The following is a 17,361-nucleotide window of genomic DNA, read 5'->3' as shown; positions in this document are numbered from 1 at the left end:
AATCCAGACTGTCTCCGCGGAAAGAGTCTGGATTGCTTCGCTTTGCTCGCAATGATGGCGTAAGCGCCTAATCCGCCACCAGCGCATTCATGTGCTCGACGGCTTCGGCAAAATCTTCCTTGAACTCCTGCACCACGGCGCCGGCCGATTTCACGCTGTCGATCAGGCCAACGCCCTGGCCGACGAAATAGCTGACGAGATCGCGCGCCCTCGCATTGCCGCTCGCCGCCGCGCGGTCGATCGAGATGAAGGCATCGCGGCTGATGATGCTCTGTAGCGGCATCGGCAGCGCGCCCGGGCTTTCCGGCGCGCGGTCCCAGGCGTCGGTCCAGACCGAGCGGAGCTGACGGGCCGGCTTTCCGGTGCGGCCCTTCGAGCGGATCGCGTCGCGTGAGGATGCCGCGATCATCTTCTCGCGAAAAACCTCGGTGGTCTCGGCCTCGACGGTGGCGAGCCACACCGAGCCGGTCCAGGCGCCGGCCGCACCCATCGCCATGCAGGCCGCCATCTGCCGTCCCGTCATGATGCCGCCGGCCGCCAGTACCGGCACGTCACGGATCGGCTTGATTGCCTTGATCACCTCCGGCACCAGCACCATGGTCGAGACTTCGCCGCAATGGCCGCCGGCTTCGGTGCCCTGCACGACGAGGATGTCGACGCCGGCCGCGACCTGGCGCAGCGCATGCTCCTTGGCGCCGACGAGCGCCGCCACCGGCACGCCGTGTTTCTTGCCCATGTCGATCATCGCCTTCGGCGGCACGCCGAGCGCATTCGCGATCAGCCGGATCGGATGACGGAACGAGACTTCCAGAAGCTCCAGCGCGGTTTTCCCATCAAACGGCTGCGGCTGGTTATCGGGAACGCTCGTCGTCGTCAGCTCGATATCGTACTTCTTCAGGATGCTGCGCGTGTAGTCGCGATGCGCCTGCGGCACGCGCGACTCGAGGCTCTTCCAGGTGACGTCCTTCTCGCCGGCGGTCGAGATGTTTTCGGGGATCAGCACGTCGATGCCGTAGGGCTTGCCGTCGACGTGCTCGTCGATCCATTTCAGCTCATGCTCGAGAGTCTCCGGCGTGTGCACGGTGGCACCTAACACGCCAAAGCCGCCGGCGCGGCTGACCGCGGCAACGACATCGCGACAATGGCTGAAGGCGAGCAGCGGGAACTCGATACCCAGCATGTCGCAGATCGGCGATTTCATGGCTCTCTCCCGGCGGCCTTCGCTCTCTTTGCTCTCGCGGGCGAAGCGGCGGCGACGCTAACTGATCATCCCCGGCGATGCCATGCCGGATTCCCCTGCTGTTCTTGCGTGCAGGCGTCGTCAACGGGAAGCCATTCCGTCGTGCCGCGCGGGCTCTAGGCGGATCGCATGACGCCGGCCTGAGGCCCGCGCCGGACGCAGAGCCGCCAGGGCTTGCCATTGGCGGTTCGCGGGCTAATTAATGCAGACGCATCTTTCCGCCGGAGCCCTTCGCATGACCGACGCCCCCGCCTACGTGCCGCCCAAGGTCTGGACCTGGAACAAGGAGAATGGCGGACAGTTCGCCAGCATCAACCGGCCGATCGCCGGCCCCACCCACGACAAGGAGTTGCCGGTCGGCAAGCATCCCTTCCAGCTCTATTCGCTGGCGACGCCGAACGGGGTGAAGGTCACGGTGATGCTGGAGGAGCTTTTGGCGCTCGGCCACAAGGGTGCCGAATACGATGCCTGGCTGATCAGGATCGGCAATGGCGATCAGTTCGGCAGCGGCTTTGTCGACATCAACCCGAACTCGAAGATTCCCGCGCTGGTGGACCGCTCGGGTCCGGAGCCTATCCGGGTGTTCGAATCCGGCTCGATCCTGTTCTACCTCGCGGAAAAGTTCGGCGCCTTCCTGCCGAAGGAGGTCAAGACCCGCGCCGAGGCGATGTCCTGGCTGTTCTGGCAGATGGGCAGCGCGCCCTATCTCGGCGGCGGCTTCGGCCATTTCTACGCCTATGCCCCGACCAAGATCGAATACGCCATCGACCGCTTCGCGATGGAGACCAAGCGCCAGCTCGATGTGCTCGACCGGCGCCTCGCGGACAACGAGTATCTCGCGGGCAAGGAGTACACGATTGCCGATATGGCGGTGTGGCCGTGGTACGGCGCGCTCGCCAAGGGGTTGGTCTACGGCGCCGGCGAATTTTTGTCGGTGCAGGACTATAAGAACGTGCAGCGCTGGACCGATGAGATCGCCAAGCGTCCGGCCGTGAAGCGCGGTCGCATGGTCAACCGCGTCTCCGGCGATCCCGCAAGCCAGCTCCACGAGCGGCATGATGCAAGCGATTTCGAGACCAAGACACAGGACAAGATCGAAGCAGCGAAGACGGCGTGAGCCTATTCGCTGATGTCGTAGGGTGGGCAAAGCGAAGCGTGCCCACTACTTCTTGCGATACTGCGATGGTGGGCACGGCGCGCGAAGAGCGCGCCTTTGCCCACCCTACGGCTCTTCCCGAGCGGGAAGAGGCGAGACCCTACGCCATGCTCAGTTCGTGGCGTCCCACCACCATCCAGTGCACTTCATCCGGACCATCCGCAAAGCGCAGATGGCGAACGTCCTGGTACATCTCGGCGAGCGGGGTCCAGTGCGAGATGCCGGTGGCGCCGTGCATCTGGATCGCCTGGTCGATGATCTTGCAGGCGCGCTCCGGCACCATCGCCTTGACCATCGAAACCCAGACGCGGGCCTCCTTGTTGCCGAGCACGTCCATTGCCTTGGCCGCCTTCAACACCATCAGCCGCATCGCCTCGATCTCGCAGCGCGCCTGCGCGATGATCTGCATGTTGCCGCCGAGATGGGCGATCTTCTTGCCGAAGGCTTCGCGGGTGAGGCCACGCTGCACCATCAAGTCGAGCGCCTTCTCGGCCTTGCCGATGGTGCGCATGCAGTGATGGATGCGGCCGGGTCCTAGCCGAAGCTGTGAGATCTCGAAGCCGCGGCCTTCGCCGAGCAGCATATTCTCCTTCGGCACCCGCACATTGTTGAAGCGCATATGCATATGCCCGCGCGGCGCGTGATCCTGCCCGAACACGTACATCGGGCCGAGCACTTCCACGCCTGGAGTGTCGCGCGGCACCAGGATCTGCGATTGCTGCTTGCTGGGCGCTGCGTCCGGATTGGTCTTCACCATCACGATAAGGATCTTGCAGCGTGGGTCGCCAACGCCCGAGATGTAATATTTCTCGCCGTTGATGACCCATTCGTCGCCGACGAGCTTCGCGCTCGTCGAGATGTTCTTGGCGTCGGAGGAGGCGACGTTCGGCTCGGTCATGACATAGGCCGAACGAATCTCGCCGTTGAGCAGCGGCTTCAGCCACTTCTCCTTCTGCTCCTTGGTGCCGACACGCTCGAGCACCTCCATGTTGCCGGTGTCGGGCGCCGAGCAGTTCATGCTCTCGGACGCCAGCGGGCTCTTGCCGAGCTCGGAGGCGATATAGGCGTAATCGAGATTTTTGAGGCCCTGTCCGGTCTCGTCGTCGGGCAGGAAGAAGTTCCAAAGGCCCTCCTGCTTGGCCTTGTTCTTGGCCTTTTCCAGCACCTCGAGCTGTTTCGGCGTAAAGCTCCAGCGGTCCTCTTTGGTCTCCCCCGCCTTGGCGAACTCGATCGACATCGGCTCGACCGTATCGCGGATGAACTTCTTCACATGATCGTACAGCGGCCGGACCTGGTCCGACATGCGGAGGTCATTGAGCTCGTCGCCCGGATTGAGGGTGTAGTTGGTGGTGCGGGGTATGTAGGTGTGTTTCATTGTTGTTCCTCCCGGGGTCGCTGAGACGGTGTTGGCCGAGAGAATAGTCGCAGCGCGGCCAAAGCGCGAGCATGCTTTTTTCCAACGCGAGCCATGCCATCTCATGGAATATCGCGGGCGTTTGAAATGTTGTTTGAATGGTGCCGCATTTTCACTGTCATCGCCCGACTTGATCGGGCGATCCAGTACTCCGAGGCGTTTGTAATCTAGTGAGAAGCCGCGGAGTACTGGATGCCCGGTCAAGCCGGGGCATGACAGCGGTGGTTGTGGCTAGCCTAGCTCGCCATCCGATGCATTGCGCAGATCTTGTTGCCGTCGAGGTCGCGCAGGTAAGCAAGGTAGAGCTTGTTCCCTGCGCCCTCGCGGATGCCGGGCGGATTCTCGATCGGCACTCCGCCAGCGGCGACGCCGGCGGCGTGCCACTTGTCGACCTGCTCAGGCGAGTTGGCGGCAAAGCCGATCGTGCCGCCATTTGCGCACGTCGCCGGCTCGCCATTGATCGGCTTCGTCACCGAGAATATGCCGGTCTTGGTGATGTAGAAGATGCGATGGCCGTCGACCCTGGCGGGCCGCACCTCGAGCGTGCTCAGCAAATTGTCGTAAAATGCCTTGGCCTTGTCGAGATCGTTGGTGCCGATCATCACGTGTGAAAACATCTGCCCTGTCCCCTCATCTTGTAGCCCGGATGGAGCGCAGCGTAATCCGGGTCTTGTTTGCTGTTGGCGGTCCCGGATTGCGCTGCGCTCCATCCGGGCTACGAGAATCAAAACGCGGCATAGCCGCCATCGATCACAAACGTATCAGCCGTGTGATACGACGACGCCTTGCTCATCAGGTACACCGCGATGCCGCCGAAATCGCTGGCCTCGCCGAAGCGCCGCGCCGGAATCCGTGGCATCACGTTGGCGACGAATTTGTCGTTGGCCATGAGACCTGATGTCATGTCGCTCCTGATCCAGCCGGGCAGGATCGCGTTCGCGGTAACGCCGTGGCGTGCCAGCTCGACGCCGAGCGCACGCACCAGCGCGTTGATGGCGGCTTTGGTCGCCGCATAATGTTCGTTTCGTGCGGTGCCGAAGATCGACGCCAGGCTCGAGGTCGCGACCAGCCGGCCGAAGGGATCGCCGGCATTGGCGCGTTCGGTCATGTGCCTTGCGGCGGCCTGGAAGGCGTGGAACACGCCGTCGAGATTGGTGGCAAACATCGTGCGCCATTCTTCCTCGGTGCGCTCGATGAAGGAACGCCGTCCGCCGCCGCCGATGCCGGCATTGGCGAAGCATCCATCGACCCGGCCGAACGTATCGAGCGTCGCCTTCATGGCCGCGTCGACGGAAGCGGGATCGGCCACGTCACAGAGGCGGCTGTCGGCCTTGCCGGGTAGGCCCGCCATGCTCGCGACTGCGGCCTTGGTCTTCTCCGCGTTGCGGCCCCAGATCGAGACATTGCAGCCCTGGCCCGCGAGCGCTTGCGCAATGCCGAGCCCGATACCGCCGTTGCCTCCGGTGATCACGGCAACGCGGCCGGTGAGATCGAAAATGGACATGGCGCGTTTCCTGCTTTTCGTGTGCGTCGCATCAGCCGCTGCGCGCAAGATTGCTTGCTATGCTCTGATCACCATGGACAAGACCGCGCCAAAAATCAAATATGCGCCCCGGCAAACAAATTCCGGTCTGCGAAACTGACGCAGGCTGCAACTGACGAGGAAACGATGCAGTTCAAACACGTCACGCTCGAATTCGACGGACCGGTGGCCGTGCTCAAGCTCGATCATCAGGAGGTCATGAATGCGGTTTCGATGGACATGCTGGGCGGACTGTCCGATGCGCTCGACGCGATCGAAGAGAAGAAAGAGGAGGTGCGCTGCGTCCTGCTGACCGGGGCCGGGCGCGCGTTCTGCACCGGCGCGAATCTCCAGGGCCGCAACAACCAGTCGAAGAAGACCAAGGCCGGGTTGGCGCTGGAGACCGGCTTTCACCCGTTTCTGCGGCGCATCCGCAACCTGCATTGTCCGATCGTCACCGCAGTCAACGGCCCGGCCGCAGGCGCCGGCATGAGCTTCGCGCTGCTTGGTGACATGATCCTGTGCGCGCGCTCGTCCTATTTCCTGCAAGCCTTCCGCCGCATCGGCCTGGTGCCGGATTGCGGTTCGACCTGGCTGTTGCCGCGGATGATCGGCAAGGCGCGCTCGATCGAATTGTCGCTGATGGGCGAGCGCCTGCCGGCCGAAAAGGCGCTGGAATGGGGGCTCGTCAACCGCGTCTATGATGACGCTGCGCTGATGGAGGAGGCCATGAAGCTCGCGCATGATCTTGCCAACGGCCCGACGGTCGCGCTGTCCCTGATCCGGAAGCTTTACTGGGACAGTCCGGAAAACTCCTTCGAAGATCAGCTGAATCTGGAATTCCAGTCTCAGCTGCGTGCCGGCGACACACAGGACTTTCGTGAAGGCGTCGGTGCGTTTCTGGAGAAGCGCCCGGCGCAGTTCAAAGGCAAATGATCGAGGCGGCGCTTTCCCGCAGTGTTGCTCGCTGGTGCCCGGGCGCGACGGGCGTCGCGGCTACCGCAAGACTGTCGGGCGGTGCCAGCCAGGAAACCTGGCGTTTCGACATCATGCATCCCGATGGGCCGATCGGTGCGATCCTGCGCCGCTCGCCCAAAGGCTACGGCGCGGCGCCGACGCGAGCAGCGGGCCTGGCTGCCGAAGCTGCTCTGATGCAGCTCGCCTATGATGCCGGCGTTCCGTCGCCGCGCGTCATGCAGGTGTTGACGGCCGAAGATGATCTCGGCACCGGCTTCATCATGCAGCGGGTCGAGGGCGAGACCATCGCGCGCAAGATCCTGCGCGATGACGAGTTCGCCGCGGCGCGGCCGCTTTTGGCCCGGCAGATCGGCGGCGTGCTCGCGGGCGTGCACACGCTGCCGCTGACGAAACTGCCCGAGCTGCGGCGCATGACCGCGGCGAAGGAGATCGCTGAGTTCGAGCGCGACTATCGCAGCTTGAATTGGCCCAAGCCGGTGTTCGAGCTGGCGCTGCGCTGGCTGCGCGATCACGATCCCGGTCCGGCTGCCGAGGAGACGCTGGTCCACGGCGATTTCCGCAACGGCAACCTCATCATTGGCGCGGACGGCGTTCGTGCGGTGCTGGACTGGGAGCTCGCCCATCTCGGCGACCCCATGGAGGATCTCGGCTGGGTTTGTGTCAACTCCTGGCGGTTCGGCGAGATCGACAAGCCCGTCGGCGGCTTTGGCTCACGCGAGGATATGTTCGCCGGCTACGAGGCCGCCGGCCGCAAGGTCGATCCGTCGCGCGTAAGATTCTGGGAAGTGATGGGGACGTTGCGCTGGGGCATCATGTGTGGCGGCATGATGCAGCGGTTTCGCGAGGGCCCCGACCATTCCATGGAGCGCGCGATGATCGGCCGCCGCGCGTCCGAAACCGAGATCGATCTGTTGCGACTGCTCGCGCCGCGCGGAGGGTGAAACATGCAGGACGAACCGACACCTCGCGAGCTGACCAAAACGGTTGCGGATTTTCTCCGCAACGACATCACGCCGCTGATCTCCGGCCACCAGGCCTTCAAGCTGCGCGTCGCCATCAACATCCTGGACCTCGTGACGCGGCAATTGACCCTGGAGGAGGGCAGCGATGCGAGGGAGGTGGCGCGGCTGCGTGCGCTGCTGGGGACGGGCGGTACGGTGGCCGAGCTGAACCGCGCACTTGCCGAGCGCATCGCCAAGGGCGAGGTCGATCTCGCAATGCCAGGCCTTGCCGAGCATCTGTGGGCGACCACGATGGACAAGCTCGCGGTCGACCAGCCGAACTACGCCTCGTACAAGCGCGAGCTCGGGCGGTAGGCGGCTTTGTAGCCCGGATGGAGCGAAGCGTAATCCGGGACGATCGCGCGAAAGATGCAGTTGCCCCGGATTGCGCTTCGCTCCATCCGGGCTACACGTCAGTCCCTCGCAACTGTCATTGCGAGGAGCCCTTGCGACGAAGCAATCCAGGCTGTTGCCGCGGAGACAGTCTGGATTGCTTCGCTGCGCTCGCAATGACGAGGGGAGACACCTTCTCACTTCCCCGCCCAGTTCGGCGGCCGCTTCTCCGAAAACGCCTTTGGGCCCTCGATGTAATCCTGCGAGGCCACCATCGCCTTCACCGCCGGATAGTCCCGCTGCTCCGCGATCGCCTGCTCGAGCGACACGCCGAGCCCCTTCTGGATGGTCTGCTTCGACGCGCGGATCGACATCGGCGAGTTCTTGGTGATCATCTCGGCCCAGCGCAATGCGCCCGTGAGCGCTTCGCCCTGCGGCACCACTTCGTTGACGAAGCCGAGCTCAAAACCTTCCTTGGCGCTGACATGACGCGCGGTGAGGATCATGCCCATGGCGCGCTTCAAACCAATCTGCCGCGGCAGGCGGTGCAGACCGCCGGCGAGCGCGGCAAGACCGACGCGCGGCTCGGGCAGCGCGAAGGTCGCATTCTCGGACGCAATGATCAGGTCGCAGGCGAGCGCAATCTCGAAGCCGCCGCCCATCGCGACGCCGTTGACGGCGGCGATGATCGGCTTGTCGCAGTCGAAGCGCGCGGTGAGGCCGGCAAAGCCGCCCTTGTCCCAGCCGCGTTTTCCCCCGGCCGCCTGCCACTTCAAATCGTTGCCGGCGCAGAACGCCTTGTCGCCGGCGCCGGTGACGACCGCGACCCATTGCGCAGGGTCCGCGGAGAAATCGTCAAACACTCTTTGGAGCTCGAAATGCGCATCGGTGTGCAGCGCGTTGTACACCTCGGGCCGCGACAGCGTGACGATCGTGATCGGCCCCTTGCGGTCCACCTTCGAAAATTTCAGCTCCATGGTCGCTCCCGCATTTTCTCGTGAAGGCATATTGACGCCATACTAGCGCGCGTCGGCGCTGCAACACCATCGAGTTGCGCAACGCGCCTTGCGTGCTCTGCGCGCCTCGGCTTGCTTGACTTGCGCACGCTCTTCTCGCCTAAATTGATCGAAGCAAAGCGCTGCTTAGCGCCTTAACGCAAAACGATAAACTACGCCGGGAGAGACTCGTGGATTTCTCATTGCCTGCCGATCTCGTCGCCTATCTCGGGGAGCTCGACCATTTCATCGACCGCGAGATCAAGCCGCTGGAACAGGCCGACGACAATATCCGTTTCTTCGACCATCGCCGCGAATGGGCGCGCACCGATTTCGAGAACGGCGGCTTGCCGCGCCACGAATGGGAAGCGCTGCTGCGCAGGGCCAAGGATCTCGCGGACGCTGCCGGGCACCTGCGCTTTCCCGTGCCGAAGCAATATGGCGGCAAGGACGGCTCCAACCTCTGGATGGCCGTGATCCGCGAGCATTTTGCCGCAAAAGGCCTCGGCCTGCACAACGATCTCCAGAACGAGCACTCCATCGTCGGCAATTTCCCGGTCGTCACCATGCTCGACCGCTACGGGCGTGACGACCAGAAGGCGATGATCGACGGCTCCATCAAAGGCAAGTACCGCATCACGTTTGGATTGACCGAACCCAATCACGGCTCGGACGCCACCCACATGGAGACGCGCGCGGTGCCGGCGACCCGCGACAACGTCAAGGGCTGGGTCATCAACGGTGAGAAGATGTGGACCACCGGCATGCACGTCGCCACGCATTGCGCGCTGTTCGCGCGCACCAGCGGCAATGACGGCGATGCCCGCGGCATTACCTGTTTCCTGGTGCCGGCCAAGAGTCACGGCGTGAAGATCGAAGAGTATATGTGGACCTTCAACATGCCGACCGATCATCCCCGCGTCAGTTTTACCGACGTGTTCGTGCCGGAGGATGCGCTGTTCGGCGAGGTCGGCCGTGGCCTGTCGCTGGCGCAATGTTTCGTCCACCAGAACCGCATCCGCCAGGCGGCGAGCTCGCTCGGCGCCGCCGTCTACTGCATCGACGAAAGCGTCAAATACGCCCGCGCGCGAAAGCCGTTCGGCAAGGCGCTCGCCGAGAACCAGGCGATCCAGTTCCCGCTGGTGGAGCTTGCGACGCAGGCCGAGATGCTGCGGCTCCTGATCCGCAAGACCGCCTGGGAAATGGACAAGCTCAACGAGGAGCAGATCGAGCGCACGCTCTCCGACCGCGTCTCGATGTGCAACTACTGGGCAAACCGCCTCGCTTGCGAATCCGCCGACCGCGCCATGCAGGTCCATGGCGGCATGGGCTACTCACGCCACAAGCCGTTCGAGCACATCTACCGCCATCACCGCCGCTATCGCATCACGGAGGGCAGCGAGGAAATCCAGATGCGGAAGGTGGCGGGATTCTTGTTTGGGTATATGGGGCCGGGGAAGCATTAGGGTGTTACGCGCGGTCTCTCCCCCGGGGTCGTCCCGGCGAAGGCCGGGACCCATAACCCCAGGGAGGGGTTTGGGCTGAGCTGGTAGTTGCCAGCCTTCGCCAAACTGCGTTCGGTGGTTATGGGTCCCGGCCTTCGCCGGGACGACGATGTGGCTGGAGTGGCGCTAATTCACCCTTCGGTCCTTCCCCACCCAATACGGCTCGCGCAACTGCCGCCGCAAAATCTTGCCTGACGGATTGCGCGGCAGGGCCGGCAGGAACTCCACGCTCTTCGGCGTCTTGAAGCCGGCGATGCGCTCGCGGGTGAAGTTGATGATGTCGGTTGCGGTTGCCTGCTTGCCGGGCTTCATCACCACGACGGCCTTCACCGCCTCGCCCCACTTGTCGTCGGGCACGCCGATCACGGCGGCCTCCGCCACGTCAGGATGATCGCACAGCGCGCTCTCGACCTCGGCCGGGTAGATGTTCTCGCCGCCGGAGATGATCATGTCCTTGATGCGGTCGTGGATGTAGAGGTAGCCGTCCTCGTCCAGGTAACCGGCATCGCCGGTGCGCAGCCAGCCGTCGGCGCGCAGCGTCGCGGCGGTCGCCTCCGGCAGGTTCCAGTATCCGGCCATGTTCGAGCCCGAGCGCGTCGCGATCTCCCCGACCTGACGCGGCGGCAGCGGTGTGCCGTCGACATCGAGGATCGCGATCTCGATGCCCGGCAGCGCCTTGCCGGCCGAGCGCATCCGCTCCAGCCCTTCGACGTGATCCTCCGGCGGCAGCGCGACGATGGTGCCGGTGGTCTCGGTCATGCCGTACATCTGCACGAAGCCGCATTTGAAGACATCGATGCATTCCTTCAGCAGCGCGGCGGGAATGGGCGAGGCGCCGTACAGCATGTATTTCAGCCGCGAGAAATCGACCGTCTTGGCGCGCGGCTGCCGCACCACGAACTGCATCGCCGCCGGCACCATGAACAGTTTTGTGATGCCGGACTGCTCGAAGAAATCGAGCACCCTGGTCGGATCGAACTCGCGCGCGATTACGCCGCGGGCGCCGTGATAGAGCCCCATGACGCCCCAGCCGGAGCCGCCGATGTGGAAGATCGGCATCGCCACCAGCGAGACGTCGTCGGTCGACCACCGGTTCCACTCCGGCTTGTCCTCGGCGTTGCCGGTCTGCACCAGATTGAGGAAGTTCGCATGCGACAGCATCGCGCCTTTCGGCTTGCCGGTGGTGCCGGATGTATAGAGCTGGATCGCGATGTCCCGGGTCGCGATCGGTACTTTCGGGTCGTCGCCGCTTTGCGCGTCGCGCCAGGCGGCGAAATCTTGCCATTCCGGAGCGCCGCCTTCGGTGGTGATGACCGTGCGAACGCTCGGCAGCTTGTCCTTGATCTGACGGACGAGTGCGATGAACTCCGGTCCCACGAACAGCACCGGTGCCTTGCAGTCGCTGACGATGAAGGCGACCTCGGGCCCGGCGAGCCGCCAGTTCACCGGCGCCATCACCGCGCCGGCCTTCATCGCGCCCATCAGCAGCTCGAAATAGATGTCGCTGTTCTTGCCGAGATAGGCGATGCGTTCGCCCTTCGTTACACCCATCGCGATCAGTGCGCTGGCGACCTTGTTGGTGTTGACGTGGAATTCGGCAAAGCTGGTGATGCGGCCCTCGAACTCAAAGGCAATGGCGTTGCCGCGGCTGTTCGCGCGCTCGCGCACCATCTCGGCGAGGTCAGCCAATGGCTGTGAGCTGGACATGTCTCTCCCGTGACGTCTGTTGTTATGCCGCAGAGTGTGGCGTCATCCGCGGGTGAAGACAAGATGGTGGAGGGGGCGTCTCTCTCACGGGTCGTCCCGGCCTAGTGCGCAATTGCGCACGGGGGCCGGGACCCATAGCCACAAGACGCAATTTGGCGAAGACCGGTCACGGCCGATCTTCGCCAAACCACATTCGGTGGGTATGGGTCCCGGCCCCCGTGCGCAATTGCGCACTAGGGCCGGGACGACGACGAAGGGTGGTGCGACGCCTTCACGCCTTACGTTGCAAAGAGACTATCCCCGCTTCGCCCTGTCCTTCTCGTTCTGGGCCATGATGCTCTCGCGGGCGGTCTTCCAATCGTCGTCGCTCCAGTCGCGGAGCTGGTAGAAATTGCCGCCCATGGCCAGCGCCTGGGCGCCGTCCATGGCGATGGTCTCGCCGGAGATCCAGTCGCAGCCGCCGGAAATCAGGAACACGGCAACGTTCTGCAACTCCTCCATCGTCCCGACGCGGCCCATCGGGTTCATCGCCTTGGTGCGCGCGCCGGCCTCGTCGCCCGGCTTGATGCGCTTGCTCATGCCCTCGGTTGGGATCTCGCCGGGCGCGATCGTGTTCAGCCGGATGCCGTAGCGGCCCCATTCGGTCGCGAGCGACATCGTCATGGCGTGGATCGCGGACTTGCTCATCGCCGACGGCACCACATAGGGCGAGCCGTTGCGCACCCAGGTCGTGGTGATCGAGACGACGTTGCCGGGCTGCTTCGCTGCGATCCAGCGCTTGCCCACTGCGTGGGTCACATAAAAAGTGCCGTGCATGACGATGTTGGCCACCGCATCGAAACCTCGCGGCGAGAGCTCTTCGCTGCGCGAGATGAAATTACCGGCGGCATTGTTGATCAGGTCGGTCAGCGGCGCGTCGCGAAAAATGTTGTCGATCATCTCATCGACCGCGAGTGCGTTGCGGATGTCGACGCCATAGCTGGTGACCCGGCCGCCATACTCATCCATCAGCTCGGTCGCGGTCTCGTCGCAGACGATCTTGCGCCGGCCGCAGATGTGCACCCCGGCGCCGAGCTGAAGAAAGCGCGCCGCCATCGCCTTGCCGAGCCCGGTGCCGCCGCCGGTGACCAGGATGTTGCGGCCGGCCAGAAGATTATCCTTGAACATGGCTGTTTCCTCCGCAGGCATTGTCAGTTAATTGGTCGATTGACTAAATCCGGCCGCCGTCTTTCTGTAAAGCGGCACTGAACAAGAACAGGGGAGAATTCATCCATGGAAGAGCGCGTCGCGATCTCGATCTCGGAAGGCGTCGCCGATGTTCGCCTGGTGCGGGCAGACAAGATGAATGCGCTCGATCAAGCGATGTTTGAGGCCCTGGTCGCCGCAACCGAGCGGCTTTCGAAGGAAAAAGGCGTGCGCGCCGTCGTGCTGTCCGGCGAGGGCCGCGCCTTCTGCGCCGGTCTCGACATGGGACGCTTTGCCGCGATGAAGGAGAAGGGCGGTAACGGAATTCCGGGTGGCGAAAATCGCGACCTCACCAAGCGCACCCACGGCCATGCGAATTTTGCGCAAGCCGCGGTGTGGGGCTGGCGGCAGCTCCCGGTGCCTGTCATCGCGGCGATCCAGGGCGTCGCCTTCGGCGGTGGCTTTCAGCTCGCGCTCGGCGCCGACATGCGCTTTCTCGCACCGGATGCGCGGATGTCGGTGATGGAGATCAAATGGGGCCTCGTGCCCGATATGGCGGGCACGCCGATCCTGGCTTCCTTGGTGCGCGACGACATCCTGCGCGATCTCACTTACACCGGCCGCATCTTCTCCGCGCAGGAGGCGATGACTTACGGCCTCGCCACGCGCATCTGCGACGATCCGCGCGCCGCCGCGCTCGAAGCCGCGCGCGACATCGCCGGAAAAAGCCCCGATGCGATCCGCGCCGCCAAGCGGATGCTGAACAATCTCTCGGTCGATCCGGGCCCGGCGCTGCTCGCCGAATCTGTCGAGCAGCAGAAGCTGATCGGCAGCGCGAACCAGACCGAAGCGGTGCGTGCCAATCTCGAAAAGCGCGCGCCGAGGTTTGCGGATTAGTCCCTCCGTCATTCCGGGGCGCCCGAAGGGCGAACCCGGAATCTCGAGATTCCGGGTCTGGTCCTGCGGACCATCCCGGAATGACGGCGACATCAACCGACAGAAGATCGGATCATAACGATGAGCGAAACGTCGCAATTCCTCGGCATCGTCTCCGGAGATCGCCGTCGCAACCATACCGAGGTCGCCAACCGCGCCGACCGCATCGCGAGCGGCCTCGCCCGGATCGGCGTCAAGCAAGGCGACTGCGTCTGCATGCTGATGCGCAACGACATCGCCTTCCTGGAGGCCGCCTACGCCGCGATGCGGCTCGGGGCCTATGGCGTGCCGATCAACTGGCACTTCAAGCCGGAGGAGATCGACTACATCCTCAAGGACACCGGCACGTCCGTTCTGATCGGTCACGCCGACATGCTGCATGGCTTGCGTGATGCGATCCCCAAGGGCGTCACGGTGCTCAGCGTGCCGACGCCTCCGGAGATCCTCTCCAACTACAAGATCGATCCGGATCATCTGGCGACGCCGGACTTCGCGATCGAATTCGAGTCCTGGCTCGCGCAACACCAGCCCTATCACGGCCCGGTGGTGCCGCAGCCGATGAACATGATCTACACCTCCGGCACGACCGGCCACCCCAAAGGCGTGCGGCGCAACGCGCCGACGCCGGAACAGGCGGCAGCCGGCGAGCGCATGCGCGCGATGATCTACGGGCTGAAGCCCGGCGCCCGCACGATCCTGCCGGGGCCGCTCTATCATTCCGCGCCGAATTCGTTCGGCATCCGCGCGGGCAAGCTTGACGGCGCGCTGGTGCTGATGCCGCGTTTCGAGCCCGAGGAGTTTCTGGAGCTCATCGAGCGCTACAGGATCGACACCATCTTCATGGTGCCGACCATGTTCATCCGTCTGATGAAGCTGCCGGAGAACATTCGCAAGAAATACGACGTCTCCTCGCTCCGCCATATCATCCACGCCGCGGCGCCGTGTCCGGCCGACGTCAAGCGCGCGATGATCGAATGGTGGGGGCCGGTGATCTACGAGTTCTACGGCTCGACCGAATCCAGCGCCGTCACCTTCGCGACTTCGGAAGATGCTCTGCGGAAGCCAGGTACGGTCGGCAGGATCTCGCCCGGCGCCGAGTTGCGATTCATTGGCGAGGATGGCCGCGTTCTGCCGGCGGGCGAAATCGGCGAGATCTATTCCCGCATGCCCGCCATGGCCGATTTCACCTACCACAACAAGCCGGAGAAGCGCGCCGAGATCGATCGGGACGGCTTCATCACCTCCGGCGATGTCGGCTACATCGACGAAGACGGCTACGTCTTCATCTGCGATCGCAAGCGCGACATGGTGATCTCGGGCGGGGTCAACATCTATCCGGCCGAGATCGAGGCCGTGCTGCACGCCGTCCCCGGGGTGCAGGATTGCGCGGTGTTCGGCATCCCCGATGCCGAGTTCGGCGAGGCGCTGTTGGCCGTGGTCGAGCCGCAGCCAGGCGTCACGTTGGAGGCCGCAGGCATCCGTGCGCGGTTGAAGGCCTCGCTCGCCGACTACAAGGTGCCGAAGCACATCGAGATCCGAACGGGGCTGCCGCGCGAAGATTCCGGAAAAATCTTCAAGCGCCGCCTGCGGGATCCCTATTGGGAGCAGGCGGGACGGAAAATCTGACACAACGCAAGGCCGGCCTTGCCGCGCGCAGAGCACGTTTATTGCACGCAAGAGTAGCAATTTTCGAACGGCTCCGCTAGGTTGTGGTGCTCACCACGCTCCTTTGCGATGACCCATGGCCCTCTACCGCACCAGCCCCGGCTTTTTCGAAGCCCCTCATGCCGCACTCTACGTCGTGATGACGGCGACGGTTCTGGTCTCCGGCCTCTGCCTCTTGCAATCGGGCGGCGGCTCGTCGGCGCCGGCCGAGCTGCTGTTTCGCTACGGCGGAATGTATTCGGGCGCACTGCCGCAGCATGAGTATTGGCGGCTGTTCGCCTATGGCTTCCTTCACGTCAACTTCATTCACCTCACCACCAACATGTTGTGTCTCGTTCTGTGGGGCGGGCATCTCGAGAGGCGGGTCGGACCGGCCTATTTTCTGATCATCTATGTCTGCGCAATGGTGTTCGGCGCCGTGGTCGGGAATGCCATCCATGCAAGCCCGTACCTGACGGTGGGCGCGTCCGGTGCCACCTCAGGCATTCTTGGCGCGCTGCTCTGCCTGTGGATCTTGGGCAAGCTCAACCTCAGGTTCGACTTCTTCGCCATCAATATCGGATTGAACGTGGCGTTTGCGATCAGCAATTCACGGATCGATTGGGGCGTGCATCTCGGTGGCTTTGCCGCCGGCCTGATCGCCTGCGCACTGCTCGACCTCATCGAGAAGGCGAATGCCTATGCGCTTCGCTGCAAGTTTCCGGAAGCGGTGAAAGTCAACCTTGCTCTGCTTTTCTGCGCCGCCGGCCTCTGGATTTGGGCAGGTCAGGCGCAGCTCCTGGGGAACTCGGGATGGCGCACGGCCATGATTGTTGCCGTTACATGCGGCGCAATCGTCAAGCTGGTCGATGTCGTGCTCTCGATGAAGAAGGGGCTCGCGACGGTCGTGACTGCGCTGGCTGGCGCGAACGCAGTCGGTGTATTGCTCGGCGGGTGGGCTGTCGCGTCCGCGCAATGCGAAACGCGTTGGCCGAGTGGGCTCCCGCTGCTGGATAGTCTTCTTGACACGTTCTGTTCGAGCCCGGTCCTCGTGACCGGATTGAGCTCGATTGCCGCCGTCGCACTCACGCTCTGGATTTTCTCAGCTGAGATCCACCGCGGGATCGAAGATGTTGGATTCGTCGGTGCCACGCTCCGCGCCGAGCGGAGCCGGCGGCACGGACTATGATCTCGCAGCACCTGTGATACAAACGGGATCATCGACCTTCGGATATGCCATGGCTCCCGTTTCCATCCTGCTCAACCTGCTCTGGATTCTCATCGGCGGCGCCTGGATGGCCTTTGGTTGGCTGATTGCGTCCGTCATCATGGCCATCACCATCGTTGGCCTGCCCTGGGCGCGGGCAGCGTTCAACATCGCGGTCTACACGCTGCTGCCGTTCGGCTCGCGGGCGGTCAGCCGCTATGAGGTCACCGGCATGAGCGATGTCGGCACAGGCCCGCTCGGGGTGATCGGCAACATCATCTGGTTCGTGCTGGCCGGCTGGTGGCTGGCGCTCGGCCATTTGGTGACCGCTGTGGTCCTTGCGATCACCATCATCGGCATTCCCTTCGCCTGGGCCCACCTGAAGCTCGCAGGCATCGCGCTCTGGCCGATCGGCAAGGTGATCGTGCCGGCGTAGCGCCGGAAAGAAGCGATAGTCGAGGCTCTTGCCAGTGCGACGGCTGAGGAATTGGTCCAAGCCGGCCCATGTGTGCGCCGCCACCAAGTTCATCTTGCGCTG

At 63.8% G+C, this 17,361-nt stretch carries 17 protein-coding genes; 10 read left to right on the top strand and 7 right to left on the bottom strand.

Annotation, left to right across the window (positions count from 1 at the left end; translation table 11 throughout):
* Positions 1–67 precede the first annotated feature (67 nt).
* Positions 68–1,201, bottom strand: coding sequence for a nitronate monooxygenase (locus AC0L2O_RS00180; protein WP_473368265.1), 1,134 nt, complete (start codon positions 1,199–1,201; stop codon positions 68–70).
* A 274-nt stretch (positions 1,202–1,475) separates the two neighbouring features.
* On the opposite strand from AC0L2O_RS00180, the gene yghU reads away from it, so the two are divergent.
* The gene (gene yghU, locus AC0L2O_RS00175; RefSeq protein ID WP_473368264.1) at positions 1,476–2,357 is read left to right on the top strand and encodes a glutathione-dependent disulfide-bond oxidoreductase; all 882 of its coding nucleotides are present in this window, start codon (positions 1,476–1,478) and stop codon (positions 2,355–2,357) included.
* Positions 2,358–2,496: 139 nt separating this feature from the next.
* On the opposite strand, the gene AC0L2O_RS00170 is transcribed toward yghU, so the two are convergent.
* The 3 genes from AC0L2O_RS00170 to AC0L2O_RS00160 all read right to left on the bottom strand — a co-directional run bounded on the left by AC0L2O_RS00170 (position 2,497) and on the right by AC0L2O_RS00160 (position 5,314).
* Complete coding sequence (locus AC0L2O_RS00170) at positions 2,497–3,771, bottom strand: acyl-CoA dehydrogenase family protein (protein WP_369725329.1); 1,275 nt, start codon at positions 3,769–3,771, stop codon at positions 2,497–2,499.
* Between the two features lie 275 nt (positions 3,772–4,046).
* Entirely contained in the window at positions 4,047–4,427 is a 381-nt protein-coding gene (locus AC0L2O_RS00165) for a VOC family protein (protein WP_473368263.1), read from the bottom strand.
* A gap of 107 nt (positions 4,428–4,534) precedes the next feature.
* Positions 4,535–5,314: an SDR family NAD(P)-dependent oxidoreductase gene (locus tag AC0L2O_RS00160; protein ID WP_473368262.1), complete on the bottom strand. Its 780-nt coding sequence runs from the start codon at positions 5,312–5,314 to the stop codon at positions 4,535–4,537.
* On the opposite strand from AC0L2O_RS00160, the gene AC0L2O_RS00155 reads away from it, so the two are divergent.
* The 4 genes from AC0L2O_RS00155 to AC0L2O_RS00140 are packed head-to-tail and all read left to right on the top strand — an operon-like array spanning position 5,313 to position 7,626.
* A complete protein-coding gene (locus AC0L2O_RS00155; RefSeq protein ID WP_473368261.1) occupies positions 5,313–5,453 on the top strand; it encodes a hypothetical protein in 141 nt (46 codons plus the stop codon). The two genes, AC0L2O_RS00160 and AC0L2O_RS00155, sit on opposite strands and share 2 nt — an antisense overlap.
* A gap of 26 nt (positions 5,454–5,479) precedes the next feature.
* On the top strand, positions 5,480–6,268 hold the full coding sequence (locus AC0L2O_RS00150; protein ID WP_369725322.1) for an enoyl-CoA hydratase/isomerase: 789 nt from the start codon (positions 5,480–5,482) through the stop codon (positions 6,266–6,268).
* Positions 6,265–7,251: a phosphotransferase family protein gene (locus AC0L2O_RS00145; RefSeq protein ID WP_409189556.1), complete on the top strand. Its 987-nt coding sequence runs from the start codon at positions 6,265–6,267 to the stop codon at positions 7,249–7,251. Before AC0L2O_RS00150 ends, AC0L2O_RS00145 begins: the two co-directional genes overlap by 4 nt.
* 3 nt (positions 7,252–7,254) lie before the next feature.
* On the top strand, positions 7,255–7,626 hold the full coding sequence (locus AC0L2O_RS00140) for a DUF6285 domain-containing protein (protein WP_473368260.1): 372 nt from the start codon (positions 7,255–7,257) through the stop codon (positions 7,624–7,626).
* 215 nt (positions 7,627–7,841) lie between these two features.
* Here AC0L2O_RS00140 and AC0L2O_RS00135 read toward each other — a convergent pair whose 3' ends face one another.
* The gene (locus AC0L2O_RS00135; RefSeq protein ID WP_369725317.1) at positions 7,842–8,621 is read right to left on the bottom strand and encodes an enoyl-CoA hydratase-related protein; all 780 of its coding nucleotides are present in this window, start codon (positions 8,619–8,621) and stop codon (positions 7,842–7,844) included.
* Between the two features lie 209 nt (positions 8,622–8,830).
* Here AC0L2O_RS00135 and AC0L2O_RS00130 point away from each other — a divergent pair, with 209 nt between their 5' ends.
* The gene (locus AC0L2O_RS00130) at positions 8,831–10,105 is read left to right on the top strand and encodes an acyl-CoA dehydrogenase family protein (RefSeq protein WP_473368259.1); all 1,275 of its coding nucleotides are present in this window, start codon (positions 8,831–8,833) and stop codon (positions 10,103–10,105) included.
* Between the two features lie 165 nt (positions 10,106–10,270).
* Here AC0L2O_RS00130 and AC0L2O_RS00125 read toward each other — a convergent pair whose 3' ends face one another.
* Together AC0L2O_RS00125 and AC0L2O_RS00120 are read right to left on the bottom strand one after the other, a co-directional pair.
* The gene (locus AC0L2O_RS00125) at positions 10,271–11,851 is read right to left on the bottom strand and encodes a fatty acid--CoA ligase (RefSeq protein WP_473368258.1); all 1,581 of its coding nucleotides are present in this window, start codon (positions 11,849–11,851) and stop codon (positions 10,271–10,273) included.
* A gap of 294 nt (positions 11,852–12,145) precedes the next feature.
* A complete protein-coding gene (locus tag AC0L2O_RS00120; protein WP_473368257.1) occupies positions 12,146–13,018 on the bottom strand; it encodes an SDR family oxidoreductase in 873 nt (290 codons plus the stop codon).
* A gap of 105 nt (positions 13,019–13,123) precedes the next feature.
* Between AC0L2O_RS00120 and AC0L2O_RS00115 the strand changes: the two genes are divergently transcribed.
* The 4 genes from AC0L2O_RS00115 (at position 13,124) to AC0L2O_RS00100 (ending at position 17,259) form a co-directional block, all read left to right on the top strand.
* Positions 13,124–13,933, top strand: a complete 810-nt coding sequence (locus AC0L2O_RS00115) for a crotonase/enoyl-CoA hydratase family protein (protein WP_473368256.1) — start codon at positions 13,124–13,126, stop codon at positions 13,931–13,933.
* A gap of 120 nt (positions 13,934–14,053) precedes the next feature.
* Complete coding sequence (locus AC0L2O_RS00110) at positions 14,054–15,598, top strand: acyl-CoA synthetase (protein WP_473368255.1); 1,545 nt, start codon at positions 14,054–14,056, stop codon at positions 15,596–15,598.
* Positions 15,599–15,713: 115 nt separating this feature from the next.
* Positions 15,714–16,805, top strand: coding sequence for a rhomboid family intramembrane serine protease (locus tag AC0L2O_RS00105; RefSeq protein ID WP_473368254.1), 1,092 nt, complete (start codon positions 15,714–15,716; stop codon positions 16,803–16,805).
* A 49-nt stretch (positions 16,806–16,854) separates the two neighbouring features.
* Positions 16,855–17,259: a YccF domain-containing protein gene (locus AC0L2O_RS00100; protein WP_409189550.1), complete on the top strand. Its 405-nt coding sequence runs from the start codon at positions 16,855–16,857 to the stop codon at positions 17,257–17,259.
* Positions 17,260–17,361: the final 102 nt, after the last annotated feature.

The sequence above is a fragment of the Bradyrhizobium sp. Kon10 genome, from assembly GCF_055807395.1.
This window is presented reverse-complemented; position numbering and strand designations above follow the sequence as displayed.

Bases quoted from the DNA above. Each gene is read 5' to 3' on its own strand.
- AC0L2O_RS00160 (WP_473368262.1), bottom strand. From the start codon at position 5,314: ATGTCCATTTTCGATCTCACCGGCCGCGTTGCCGTGATCACCGGAGGC.
- AC0L2O_RS00135 (WP_369725317.1), bottom strand. From the start codon at position 8,621: ATGGAGCTGAAATTTTCGAAGGTGGACCGCAAGGGGCCGATCACGATC.
- AC0L2O_RS00125 (WP_473368258.1), bottom strand. From the start codon at position 11,851: ATGTCCAGCTCACAGCCATTGGCTGACCTCGCCGAGATGGTGCGCGAG.
- AC0L2O_RS00140 (WP_473368260.1), top strand. From the start codon at position 7,255: ATGCAGGACGAACCGACACCTCGCGAGCTGACCAAAACGGTTGCGGAT.
- AC0L2O_RS00105 (WP_473368254.1), top strand. From the start codon at position 15,714: ATGGCCCTCTACCGCACCAGCCCCGGCTTTTTCGAAGCCCCTCATGCC.
- AC0L2O_RS00150 (WP_369725322.1), top strand. From the start codon at position 5,480: ATGCAGTTCAAACACGTCACGCTCGAATTCGACGGACCGGTGGCCGTG.
- yghU (WP_473368264.1), top strand. From the start codon at position 1,476: ATGACCGACGCCCCCGCCTACGTGCCGCCCAAGGTCTGGACCTGGAAC.
- AC0L2O_RS00155 (WP_473368261.1), top strand. From the start codon at position 5,313: ATGGCGCGTTTCCTGCTTTTCGTGTGCGTCGCATCAGCCGCTGCGCGC.
- AC0L2O_RS00115 (WP_473368256.1), top strand. From the start codon at position 13,124: ATGGAAGAGCGCGTCGCGATCTCGATCTCGGAAGGCGTCGCCGATGTT.
- AC0L2O_RS00100 (WP_409189550.1), top strand. From the start codon at position 16,855: ATGGCTCCCGTTTCCATCCTGCTCAACCTGCTCTGGATTCTCATCGGC.
- AC0L2O_RS00170 (WP_369725329.1), bottom strand. From the start codon at position 3,771: ATGAAACACACCTACATACCCCGCACCACCAACTACACCCTCAATCCG.
- AC0L2O_RS00120 (WP_473368257.1), bottom strand. From the start codon at position 13,018: ATGTTCAAGGATAATCTTCTGGCCGGCCGCAACATCCTGGTCACCGGC.
- AC0L2O_RS00180 (WP_473368265.1), bottom strand. From the start codon at position 1,201: ATGAAATCGCCGATCTGCGACATGCTGGGTATCGAGTTCCCGCTGCTC.
- AC0L2O_RS00110 (WP_473368255.1), top strand. From the start codon at position 14,054: ATGAGCGAAACGTCGCAATTCCTCGGCATCGTCTCCGGAGATCGCCGT.
- AC0L2O_RS00165 (WP_473368263.1), bottom strand. From the start codon at position 4,427: ATGTTTTCACACGTGATGATCGGCACCAACGATCTCGACAAGGCCAAG.
- AC0L2O_RS00145 (WP_409189556.1), top strand. From the start codon at position 6,265: ATGATCGAGGCGGCGCTTTCCCGCAGTGTTGCTCGCTGGTGCCCGGGC.